At 40.6% G+C, this 13902-nt stretch carries 2 protein-coding genes; both read left to right on the top strand.

The genetic code is table 11. The features are described 5' to 3' along the window. Positions 1-882 precede the first annotated feature (882 nt). Entirely contained in the window at positions 883-6603 is a 5721-nt protein-coding gene (locus MXE38_RS06400; protein WP_246913301.1) for an autotransporter outer membrane beta-barrel domain-containing protein, read from the top strand. 901 nt (positions 6604-7504) lie between these two features. Further along, entirely contained in the window at positions 7505-13306 is a 5802-nt protein-coding gene (locus MXE38_RS06395) for an autotransporter domain-containing protein (RefSeq protein ID WP_246913299.1), read from the top strand. The last annotated feature ends 596 nt before the right edge of the window (positions 13307-13902 follow it).

The raw sequence follows: 13902 nt of genomic DNA, 5'->3' as shown, positions 1-13902 counted from the left end.
ATAAGCATCCTGCCTTTTTGGCTTTTTGCTCTAGAATTTGACAAGAACACTGAGCACTTGATCTTGCATAGAGATATTTCGAATTTGCGGGAAATCGCAGTATTAGTTCTTTTGCAGAGTGAATGTTATTGAAAGCATAATCCTTAGCTTAACTTAACTTAACTTAACTTAACTTAACTTAATTAATGTTGCAAACAAACTACCCACGCATATTTTGAGCTTGTTGCTCGGCTGTAAAATCATACCTTTTGCATACCATTGCTCTCTTTCACGCGAAATTAATCACTGCTTTTAAAATTTTCCATTAACATTGAAACCACACACTAAAAGCATTATTAACTTATCGCCATAAGGTTTATTTCATCTAATTTTAAAGAACCGATAGAATAGGCATAGATTATGCTTTTTTTTTTTTTTTTTCGACTAGTTTTTAGATACACCGCTTAAAAACACCATTCCAGAGCTCTTTTCACGTTATTGAGCTCTACGTATTTGTTTTGTCTTACATCCCGCACTAGTAGTGTCTCTTTTAAGTTGGTACCTTCCAACAATAGAGATTGTGACCATACTAAATTAGCTTTAGCGTGCTAGTTTAATTACGGTCTTTACTACTTTTACCTCTTAGCTACAAGCTAATCAACGATTGCTTGTACAACCTTAAACTTAGGCTTTTAGCCTATTTGCACTTTAGCTTTTTGGTATTGTAAAGAACTTCATATTCTTATTGAAAGTTCCAAATTACACCTAATGCTTGAAGGTCATTTTTATCAGTAAATTTAAACGCCCGCTCAGTACAAAGCAAGGCTTTACTGCGACCTCAACTAGACCAAGCTAAAGCTGCCAAGACAAAACATCCCACACATTTTTCATTTACTATTACAAATGAAGCAAACTAACAATGCCATTAAGTTCTTAATGGCTCAATACCGTGCAATCTTCCAGAATGCATATTTTAAAGGCTTAGCTACCGCCGCCGTCGTAACCATGGGCTTAGCTGCAGGTCAAGCTCAGGCTGGATCCACTAACACTGCTTTAGAGGCTGACGAGCTTGCTGGTTTAACTGGAACTGTTGAAATCACAGGTGGCTCAGAAACAGGTGCCGATAATAAGTGGAAGAATATTACTATTGAAGCTACAGACGCAGACTTAACCTTAAATGCCAATGTAGTTATTAGTGGCGGTAAATTAGCCGAAAATAAAATTAATCTAGGTTCAAATGCATCTGCCGATAAATCTTTAACCATTCAGAATTTAACCATTGCTACTGGCGATGTTGCAAATGGTTTAACTATTGCAGGTACTGATACCAAAGGCAATATGACTGTTAAAGCAAAAGCAGTTGCCTTAGAGTCTGGTACTTTGAAATTAGCTTTAGATACTGGTAAAGTCGGTAAACTTGAGGCTGACACTATAACAATTGGTAAAGCAGAGTTAGCTGAAGGCAAGGCTGTATTAGACCTTGATGATAAATCTGTTGCAGGTAAAACAATTACAGCTACTCGCACCAATAACACCGACATTACTTTAAATGCTGGCGCTTTAATCAAGGCTGCCCAAAGTGGTGGTGCTGGAGCATCCTCTATTACTTTAAATGCTGATACCTTAACCATTAACGCTGGTGAAATTCAAACTCAGGGCGATGGCACTAATATGACTGGCTTAACCATCAACTTAGTTGATGGCTCTATGACTGGCGGTAAGCTTAGCGTTAAGTCTGGTGACTCTGTAAACTTTGCTTTTGCTGATGCAGTAACAGATAACAGCGCTAAGAAGTTTGATATTACTGGCGGTGTATTAGACCTTGAGGGTAAGGTAACTCTTTCTGGTTCTGGTGTTGTAACTCTTGACTTAGGTGCAGAGAAGGCTTCTATTGGCAAAACCAGTGATGAGTCTGCATTCTTAATTAGCGGTGGCTCTACCTTAAAGACTGATTTGGCCAGTGCTAAAACCTTAGCAAGCAAGGCTAAGACTGAAGTAGCTGCAAGTTCTACTCTTGATTTAGGTGCTTCCACTCTTGATTTAACCGCTGCTGATGGTTTGAAATTAGCTGCTACTGCTGATACAGCTGCTAATCAAATCAAACTTACAGATGGAACCTCTGCTGTAAAAGCTAACGAGATTATTTTAGGTGCAGACTTAGCATCAGCTGGTAAGCTTGTTGGCAACACTCTAAAGGTAACTGCCGCTGATGCTCAAGAGGTTGCTATTACTAATGCAGTTTTAAGTGCCAATAGCGGACTTACAATTGATGCTAAGACAACTCTTAAGGCTGATTTGAACTTAGGCACTGATTCAATTGCTGAAGTAAATGGTAAAAAAGGCTTTGCTGATTTAGATGATGCCGCTAAGATCAAGGCTTTATTAGCTAATACTGGCACTATCAGCAAGGGTGCTAACGCAGCTAGCGCCTTAACTGTTGAAAATAACAAGTCACTTAAGATTGACAATGGCTCTTGGACTAATGACGTTGCTTTAACTTTAGGTACTGACTCTGCAAAGGGCTCTTTAGTAGTTGGATTAGACGATACTACCAATAAGACTGCTGCTAGCTTAAAGTTTAATGCTGGTTCAAAGCTTACATTAACCAGTGGTGATATTACTGTAGGCGGCGGTTCAAATAATAACCTATTCCAAGCTACTCTTGATTTATCTGAGCTTGAGTCTGGTAACTTTGTTATTGGCCCTGCCCAATCTTCATCAATGAAAGTTGATAAGAAAGGTACTATCATTCTTTCAGAAGATATTGCTAAAAAGATTGTTTCAGCAGACAACACAAAGTTAACCACTCTTGTTAAAGAGGATGGTACTTTAAAGGTTAATGGTGACTTTGAGATTTCATCTGCAAATCTTACTAATACAGGAACTGGCGCTGCTGGCAAGATTGATTTGGCTGGCGCTTTACAAGCCAATGAGTTATCAGTAACTGGACTTAATGGTACCGCATTAAATATCAAGACTGGTACTTTAAAGGCCGAAACACTTAAGCTTACTGCCGATAAGCCAGATACTACAGAAGCAAATATTGGCTCAGGTACATTCTTAGCAAATAGTGCTGTGGATTCAACAGGTAAGTTAGCTAATATTGTTTTAGAGCAAGGCTCTGTATTGCAATTAGGTGATATTGAGAATGAAGTAGCTCTTTCTCAAGGTGGCAATGTCAATGTTAACTTAAATGTAAATGCTAAAGCAGCCAATAATGGACAAATCTTAGTATCTAACGGCAATTGGACTGGTAAGGATGTAACTCTTACTCAAAGTGGTGACTTTGTTGTAGGTGGTGAGACCTTAAAGGATGGCAAGTCTGTAGCTTCCTTTACTTCAACCCAAGGCGGCTTGACCATTGTTGATGCTAACTCAACAGTAACCATTAACAAAGACAGCTCTGCAACCTTTGCTAAGTTCAATCAAGCTGAAGGTACCGTAAATGTATATGGTAGCTTAACCTTAACTGGTCTTGAGTCAGGTACTGCTGAGTCTGGCGATTTAACCTATGGTGTAGAGAATGCTTCTGGTACCATTACAGTTGATGGTACCAAGGCAGTCTTAACTTTAGGTGAGACTGCAATTAAGGGCATTGGCTTTGAAGGCTCAGGCGATACTACAGCAATTAAGTATGCTGATGGCTTAGCTAATAAGGATCCTTTTGCTAACACTGTTAAGTTAGACAACTTTGGTACCTTAAAGCTTGCTTTTGCTGAGGGCACTGAGTTTACTACCGCTCAAATTGCTGCTTTACGTAAAGAGTTCGTATCTAACCCTGATGGTAATGGCTACCTCGACTTAAGCAAGGCAGTTATTACTGATGCTGGTGTAGTACAACAAGAAGATGGCTCTTACACCATTACTCATGAAGAGCTCAAGAAGATTGAAGATCTTAACAATGTTGTGATTGCCAACTTAGAAAAGGCTACGGTTACTGGCATTAAGCCAGGTGATGCTGTAACTGGTGTTGTTGGCAACTTACAGGCTGAGGGCTCTGTATCAGATATTACCATTGCAGGCGCAACCTTAAATGATGGTTCCAAGGGCTTTGCAAACAACCAGTCAGGCACTACTGTAGACTTATCTGTAAATGCCTCTGGCTTCTTACACTTAAAGAATGGCGGCACTGCTAACAAGATTACTTTAACTAATGGTACTGCTAACAATGTAACTCAGCTCATCGTAACAGATGGCTCTAACACTATTGCTAAGATTGATGGTAAAGGTGCTGAGACCTCTCTATCTTTAAATGGCGATGCTCAAGTTAAGGTTAACGAGAGTGTAAAGGTTGGTTCTATTAATACCCAAGAAGGTACTTCATTAGATATTACCACCAACTTAACCACCTCAAATAAAGATACTAAGAGCGTAATTAAGGGTGATTTAAAGGTTGCTGGCACTTCAACCTTTGCTGGTGAGACTGAATTAGCTGGTCAAAACAATGTTCTTGGCAATGTAACCTTCCAGAAGGCTGCAACTCTTTCAGGTAAGAGCAATACTTTAGGCGTAGCAACCTTCCAAGATAACGCTAAGATTACTCAAGGCCAGACTTTTGCTACTGATGTAAAACTTGCTTCTACCAAGCAGTTAGTTGTTGGCACTGAGCCTTCTGAAGCCTTAGTAGATGGTGCTTCTGCATACTTAGTAACTGACAAGTTAACTTTAGCTGGTGGTACTTTATATGTAGATCCATCCTACAATGTAGCAAGCTCTATAGTGGTAACTGGTGATTTAACCAATGCACCAGCAGCTGACAAGACTGATGCAGGTTCTTTAGGTGGTACTGCTGTAGCTTTACAGAACTCTATTTTAGCTGTTGGCTTAGACACCACTGATAAGGCTGCTGCTTTAGCTGCTGTTAAGTCTGAGTTAGCTCCTTTATTCAAGGCTAATGGTGCTCTAGATAAGGATAAGATTGGTGCTGTAGCTTACACCGCCAAGTCAATTACTTTAGGTGCTAATGATAAGCTAGTTGTTGACTCCACCAAGTCTTTAACTGACTACCAAAATGCCACTGCTCCAACTCAAGCTTTATACTTAGGTAAGAACTCTGCTTTAGCTGTTGATGCTCAGGCATTTGAGGGTACCAAGGCTCCTGTTACCTTACAAAACAACTCAGCAGTTTATGCTGGTGAGGGTGCCAAAGTTCTCTTAACTGGCTCTAATGTTGTTGCTAAGGTTAAGGGCGAGAAGTTATTTGATGGTACTGCCTTAACTCTTGATAGTGCTTCTGTAAATGCAGAGCAAAAGAAAGTATTACGTGTAGAAACCATCAATGGCTGGTTCACTCAGGATATTACTGACTTAAACACTGATACTTTAGCTTTATCAGTAAATGACACTAAGATGAAGGGCGACTTAGCAGGTATTTCCGCTCCTGTTGCTGACACCTTAATGTCTGTTGCTTATGGTCATAAGAACTATGAGGCTGTAAAGGCTGATCCAAATGTTGAACAAGATGTTGTTTATGGTGATGCTACTGGCTTCTATAAGAATGCTGATAAGTACTACACTGATCCTGAGTTCAAGAATGAGTTCACTCCTGATTCAGAGTTAGTGAAGAAGTTAGCAAACGAGCAGGTTGATGCTAAGACTGGTGCAGTTTACTTCGCTCCAAAGAACGAGTTAATCGACAACATTGTTTACAACAATGGCTCTGCTATCGATGCTGAAACCAATGCACGTTTAGCTGTATTTGGTGGCGCACCACAGGCTGCTATTGAGGCTGGTGCTTCGACCTACGAGGCTATTTCCGCTCGCATGTGTGTTGGTGTAAGTGGCGTAAGCGCAGCTGCTAACGGTCAGGGCGGCGCAATCTGGGTAACTCCAGTTTACAAGAGCGCTGAGTCTGACGGCTTTGCTGCTGACAACAAGTCCTACGGTGCTGATGTTAAGCTTTATGGCTTAGCCTTAGGTGCTGACATTGAAGTTGCTCCAAACTTCAAGGTTGGTGGTATGTTCAATGTAGGTTCTGGTGATGCAGACGGTCAGGGCTTAGGTTCTAACGTATCTAACGACTTTGATTACTACGGCTTAGGCTTATATGCTGGCTACAGCATGGATGCCTTCTCCTTAGTAGCTGACGTTACCTACACTGCTGTAGACAACGATATTGAGGGCAACACCGACTTAGGTAAGGTAAATGCCTCTATCGATTCTACCAACCTTTCTGTAGGCATTACTGGTCAGTACAAGTTATCTGTTGCTGGTATGGACGTAACCCCACACGCTGGCTTACGTTACTCTATGATTGATATGGATGACTACTCCACTGCTTACTCACAGAATGATAGCGATAGCCTCAATATCTTCTCTGTACCAGTTGGTGTAACCATCGCTAAGGAGTATGTAACTGATACTTGGACTGTTAAGCCAAGCTTTGACTTGACCTTAACTGGCAACTTTGGTGATGACGAGGCTGAGGCTACCGCTAAGTGGAATGGCTTCTCCAACTTATCTACCACTGTTAAGTCTGAGATCATGGACAACTTCACCTATGGTGCAGCTGTTGGTGTATCAGCTACCTCTGGCAACTTTGGTTTAGGCTTAGGTGTTAACTACACTGGCTCCTCTAACACTGATGAGTTTGGTGTAAACGCCAATGCACGTTACATGTTCTAAGCTTAAATAGAGCATTTAACGAAACTACTTAAATTGAGGCTTGAGACTTAGCAGAAAGGCAAGCTCTGCTAGATTGAGAGCCTCTTTTGAGATAGTCCAAAATACAAAAGGCAGGACGCTTATTAAAATAAGCGAACTGCCTTTTGGCTTTTAGCAAAATACTTTTAAAGTTTAAAACGCCCGCTCAGCAAATTGGAAATTTGATAAACAAGACCTTATTGTTAGGAAATGTTCTTAATATACAAATTGATTAATATCAATTAAAATCTATTCTTTGTGATAGTTCACATCACACTGTCATACCGTAAACTTGCTTCCAATTAGGCTTTTCTCTTCTTTTAAGTTTGCTCAGCTATGAGACACTTCTAACAATTACAAACTACCAAATTAGATATTTTGCGGGAAAAGGTAATTTTTTATTAGATTTCAACAATATAGGCACAATTTATGCTTTTTTTTTTTTTCGACTAAATTCTAGACGCATCGTCTTAAAACACCCGCCATGGGCTCATTCGTCTTTTCGAGCTCTTTCTTATGTTTTGTCTTATCTTTCCCGCACTAGTAGCATTAAATAGAAAATAGACTTGAACTAATATAAGCTTTAGCGTGCTTATCATTATAAGGTCTTTGCTACTTTTACCTCTTAGCTACAAGTTAATCATTTTACTTGTACAAAATCATTTAAGGCGTTTAGCCTTATCGCTCTTTATCTTGCCCCTATCTTGTAAGACTTTATTAACTGAAGTTAACTCTTACATCATATCACAAGCTTATAGCCTCCCAATTTCTAGTAAAAACTATCATGCTCAGTACTAAGCGTGCTCTTTTGCTATGGCCATAAACTGCAATTTAAAGCGCTAAGACAAAACAAACACATTATCTTTCATTTTTTTAAATACAAATGAAGCAAACAAATAACGCCATTAAGTTCTTAATGGCCCAATACCGTGCAATCTTCCAGAATGCATACTTCAAAGGCTTAGCCACCGCCGCTGTCGTAACCATGGGCTTAGCCGTAGGCCAAGCTCAGGCTGCTGAGACTGTAAACAGTAAAACTACTTGGGAAGCATTAAATGGCCAAGACTTAACTGGAACTCTTTCAGTAACTGGCGCATCTGCTGCTGTAACAGCCAACAATACTAAAGCAGATGGCTTTATCCTATCTCTAACTGGGGCTAACAATAAGGTTCAAGGTACTGATAATGCTGTTTCTTTAACTGCAGAAAGAGGTACCATCAAGTTAGCTACTACTGGATCTGCATTAGCTGTTGGTGATGGTTCTGCCGATTCTGGCACCACTTTAAATATCCATGCATTTGATATCCAAGAAGGTACCCTGACTGTAGCAAACACTACAGGCAAGGAAACAACTGTTGGAGTCAATAGTGTAGCTCTAGGCAAGAGTGGTGTTTTAACCATTACTGCTGCTGATGATAACTTAAAGTTTGGTAGCGGTGATACTGTCTATACCTTAGCTGATGGTGCTAAAGTTAATTTAACCAAGGCTACTTGGGAAGGTGATATCTCTAATGCATCTGGTGCAACCATCTCCGTTGAAGATAATTCAACTATCAAAAATTATGGTTCCAATGTTAAAGTAACCTTATCAGTTAAAGAAGGAAAAACAGCCACTGTTGAGTTAGCTGATGTGCCGTCCACAAAAAATAAAGACGAGGAAACATTACAATTAGTTTCTGGCTCCACTATTAATATTGGTGGTAATGGCACTTCTGGCGCTATTCTTAATTTAAAGGCTGGCAAGTTAATTCTTAACGATGGTGTAGTAGTTGCTAACACTTCATCAGATAGCACTGCTGCCACCAAGGCTGGTAATTTAAAAATTGGTGGAGATACTACAGAGGCAACTCTTTCTTTAAGCAAGACTACCTTTGATAATTTCTTAAAAGGCGACAAGAAAGGCGTATTAGATATTGCTCAATCTGGCTCTGTAGTTGTATCAGGTAATATTGATTTAGCTGATTACAAGTTTGCAGCTTCTGCTGAAGTTGGCTCAATTACAATGAGTCATGCTAAAGCTAAACTCAGCGCAACTAATGTTGTTGCAAAAGCCCCACTTTCTGGCACAAAAACTAATGCTAATATTGTTGCAACTGGAACTTTAACATTAGGTGGTACTGAAGCAATTGGTGCTGCTTCTTTAGAGGCAAAGAACCTTACAATCGAGTCTGATGGTGAGTACAAATTACAAGATGCAGTTACCTTAAAGGCTATGGGCGACGGCAAAGACGCTGATGGTAATGCAATCAAGGTAGCTCAAGATGGCACTATCGTTGGCAAGGCTATCAATGTAACAGAAGGCAAGAGCTTAACTGTTGCTGCTGGTAACTATACCTTTGGTGAGAATGTAACCTTAACTAAGGGCTCTTTAAGTGTTACAAGTGCTGAACCAGTAAAAACTGGTGGCGATAAAGTAGCCTCAAAGCTTGCTCTTAAGAATGGTGTTGTTACTTTAAAACTATCTAAAAGCAATGGCAGCGGCTCTATTCTAGTTTCAGGAAGTAACGCTGTTTTAGATTTATCTGGCGCTAATGAAGTTAAGTTAGATGCAACCGCTGATGTAGATGCAGATGTTATCGCAGTAAAAGCTTCTGATGGCGGTACTTTAATTCTAGAAGGTGCAGATGTCACTTCAATTGTTAAAAAAGTAGGTACTGCTCAAAAAGCAAGCTCAATCAACTTAGCAAAGGGCGGTACCTTAGAGATTACCGACAGCCTCTCAATTGATGGTGCTATGTTAGGTTCAACTGACAGCTCAACAGCACCAACAACTGCAACTATCAACTTTGATAAAAATTCAAGTAATTCAGGTGGCAAATTAGATGTTGCAGAAACTCTTACTTTAACTAATCTAACTACTAAAGCTGTTGACATTAGTAAAGATGGCTATATTCAGGCTGATAAGCTTGTTCTCAAGTTAAAGGCAAGTGACACAACAACAACTGCGTTCTCCCTTGATTCTGGTAACTTTACTGTATTATCTGGTTTAGATTCTGACAAGGACATTGAGCTTTCATCAGCTAATTCAGTATTAAAGTTAGGTAAGATTGTCCCAGTTGAGGGCTCTGATCCAGCGTATGCTACCTCTGTTGGTGGTGGCAACATTACAGCTGCTCTTGATAACTCTAGCGGCTCTGTAAATATTTTAGCAGGCTCATGGACTGCCGCTAAGACCGTAACTGTTGGTGCTGATAGTACTGCATTTGCTATTGGTTCTGCAGGTGGTGAAGTTGACGCTGAAGGCAATAAGATCACTGCTAATTTAACTGTCTCTGATAAGTTAACTGTAGCTAAAGCTTCTGGTCTAACAGTTAATTCTGTAGGTACTTTAACTGCTAATGCAGTTGATGTAACTGGTAGCGTAGCTGTTAGCGGCAACATGGTTCTTAATGGTAAGTGGGATGATAATCAGAAGTCTGGTGACTCCTCTGATGATTTATTTGGCGTTAAGTTAGCTGCTGGTGCTATTGTTCTTAACAAAGACTCTAAGTTAACCATTCAGGGCGATGCTATCAAGGCCATCCAAACTGATGCTGATGGTAAGGTAAAATTTGCTTCTGATTTTGACACTAATGTTACTAATGGTGCTATCAAATCAAATCCTGGCTCTTCATTAGAGTTAAAATTTGCAAGTGGCGACAAGTTTAGCGATGTAGGCTTAAAGGATTTAAATAAGAAGTTATTTGGCGATGGCAATTCACCTGAAGGCTTAGTTTACTTAGGCAATGCTGAAATTGTTGGCTTAACTCCAAATGCTAATAATGAAGTTTCTTGGAGCGATGCTGCTAAGAAGTATGAGGATTACCTCCCAACTTACACCAATGAAGATTTAATGGGTGCTAAGTTAACCAAAGTTGAGTCCACTGACAATGTAACTGGTCACTTTGGTTCCGTTGTAACTGATAAGATTACCCAAGCTGGTGCTGATGTTCAGTTCACTAAGAAGGCTGGCTTATACACCGCTACTACTATTGAGGGCGATACCACTGGTAACAAGTACTTTGCTCTTGGCAGTGGTGATGTAGTTCTTGGTGCTAAGGTCTTAGCTAACAGCGAGTTAACTCTTGCTAATGGCGGTATTATCGACCACGTAACTTTAGAGTCAGGTTCTGCATTAGTAGTTGATGGCAAGAATGGCGAGACCAAGTTATCAAAGGACTTAGCAGGTAAGGATAACTCTACTGTAGAGCTTAAGAGTGGCTTAACCACTGTTGATGGTAAGGTATCTACTGGCTTCTTAGAGTCCAAGGCTGGTTCTAAGTTAGTAGTAGCTAATAACTTAACCTTAACTGGCACTACCACTGCTGCTGAGGCCAATAAGATTGCTGGTGATGTTGAGGTTAAAGGCAAGACCACTCTAACTGGCGCAACTCATTTTGCTGGTAACAATACCTTTAGAGGTGACTTTAAGGCCAACAACTATGCTGAGTTTGCCAAGGGTGTAACCAACTTTGCAGGTAATGCAGAGTTTACTAATGAGCTTGAGATTATTGATGGCGCTCGTGTAACTGTTGAGGGTATCTTAAAGTCAGCCCCAGATATGGCCATCTCTGTTGGTGAGTACAGCCAAGCTGATAAGTTAAACTCTTCTGGCTTCTTAGCTGCTAAGTATGTAAACCTAAGTGGTGGTGCTTTATTATTAGATCCAGCTTATGGTCAGGAGTCATCCGTTGCAGAAATTGGTGCCTTTACTGATAAGACCACTCCATTAAATACTGATACCAGCTTAATCAATGGTGATATTGTAGTAGGTCAAAACTCTGCCTTATTAGTAGGCTCTGATTTAGCTTCTGCTCGCTCTTACTTAGCAAGCTTACAAGACCAAAATGGTTCTTTAAGCAATGCTGAGGGCAAGATTGGTTCTGTTCTTTACATCAATGCCCAACAAAGCTTAAAGAGTGGTGAGCAAATCATTGTTGATTCTGCTGCTAACTTAGACACTGCCTTTGATAAGAGTGGCGACTTAGTTGCTAAGTACACTGAGAAGAAGACCTTTAATGGTGTAGATGCCTCTCAAAAGGCTGACTTATACTTAGGCGGCAATGCTGTATTAGCATTAGGCGACGGCGCTAATAAGGATGGCGGTGCTATCAAGTTTAAATCTGCCAATGCTGCTGTTTATGCCGATAAGGGTGCTAAGATTGTTCTTGACGGTTCTTCTTTCTTAAATGGCTCTCGTGAAGTCACTGTATTTACTGATGCTGACAAAACTAATCCTGGCGTTAAGATCTTAGGTGATAAGACTAATAGCATCCGTGTTGAGACTGTAAACGGCTTAATGAGCTTCTATCTTGAGGCAGGTAAGGAAGTTTCTAAGGGCACCTTAAAACTTGATACTGATAAGGTTGATAGTGCCTTTACCGCTGCCTCTGCACCAATGCGTGACTTCTTATTAGGCTACACCACTCTTACCAAGAACTGGGAAGAGATGTATCCACGTGATGGCGCTCCAGTAGCCCAAGGTGTAAAAGAAGAGGTCTTATTAGGTGTTGCAGGCCCTGCACAGTCTAATTTTGATATCAATCCAGACGGCAAGATTACTGGCTTTAGCGCTACCGCTGGCGAGAGCTTAAAGAAGGAAGACTTCAACAACTACGTAGCTGTTGCAACTGGTAAGGACGAGCATGGCAAACCTACCTATGATATCTACAAGAAGGCCTACAGTGACTTCTTAGAGAAGGTTGTACGTAATACCAATGGTGCTGCCGCTGATCAAGCCGCACGTATGGGTGATTTTGGTGGTGCTGCTGAGACTGCTTTAGTTGCTACCTCTACCACTTATGACGCTGTTGCAGGTCGCTTCGGTATGGGCCAGCAGGCTGGTACTATGACTATTGCTAACAATGGTCAAGGTTCTGGCTTATGGGTAACCCCAGTTTACAAGAGCCACGAGTCTGATGGCTTCGACGCTGACGGCTTAGGCTACGGTTCTGACATTACCTTATACGGCGTAGCCTTAGGTGGTGATGTAACCTTAGCTAACGGCGTACGTGTTGGTGCTATGTTCAATGTAGGTTCTGGTGATGCTGATGGTCAGGGTGCTGCCTCTGTAGTATCCAATGACTTTGACTACTTCGGTGGTTCTATCTACGCAGGCTATGCTATCGACAACTTCTCAATCGTTGGTGATGTTTCTTATACCACTATCGATTCTGATGTAGAGGCTAACACTGCTGCTAGCAAGACCTCTACCTCTTTTGATACCACTGCCTTAAGCGTTGGTGTAACTGGTCAGTACGCCTTGAAGGTTGCTGTGATGGACGTAACTCCACATGCTGGCTTGCGTTTCACTCGCATCGACATGGATGACTACACCATTGATTCAGCTGATTTTGGTGAGGTTGGTCAATACAATGCAAGCTCTGCAAATGTATTCTCCATCCCTGTTGGTGTAACCATCTCCAAGGAGTACGTAACCGATACTTGGACTGTTAAGCCAAGCTTTGACTTGACCTTAACTGGCAACTTCGGTGACGACACTGTTGATGGTACTGTATCCTGGACTGGCGTAAGCAACTGGGACGTATCTACCAAGGCTGAGTTTGTTGACAACTTCACCTATGGTGCATCCGTTGGCATCGCTGCTAAGACTGGCAACTTTGGTTTAGGCTTAGGCCTCAACTACACTGGCTCCTCTAACACTGATGAGTTTGGTGTAAACGCCAATGCACGTTACATGTTCTAAGCTTAAATAGAACATTTAACTAAAACTACTTAAATTGAGGCTTGAGACTTGGCAGAAAGGCAAGCTCTGTTAGGTTGAGAGCCTCTTTTTAGGTAGATTTGAGCTTAACTCTGCATACTAAAGTAACCTCGACACAAATTTTAAAAGAACCTCATATATATCTTGTTTTCATGGAACATGATTAGAGGTTAGCCTAATTGTTAGGTAAACTATACGATTTTTTGATAAATATGATATATAAGGCAAATCTATTCCGAGGTTTCTTTAGTATGCAGAGTTCATTTTGATATAAAGGCATATTCCTTAATATATTAGGAATGTGCCTTTGTTCATTGTTAATGAACCTCTTTCTATCTTCTGACCATACCTAAGGTCTGAACGCAGCAAATAATTTAAACTTAAGATACATGTATATGTAGGCTTTATCTTAATTGGAGTATCCTTCCATGGATACTTGACTCATGGGTTGCAACAGAAAGCTACCTTAGTTTTAGTGCTTATCCAAAAGTATAGCCTACCCATAAAGCAGGTCTGAAGAGCATTATGACCTGCTTTTATAGCAAACATCATATTGATATTTATCAATTAACTTTACT

This window comes from Anaerobiospirillum sp. NML120448 (assembly GCF_023050945.1).
Classification (GTDB): domain Bacteria; phylum Pseudomonadota; class Gammaproteobacteria; order Enterobacterales; family Succinivibrionaceae; genus Anaerobiospirillum.
This window is presented reverse-complemented; position numbering and strand designations above follow the sequence as displayed.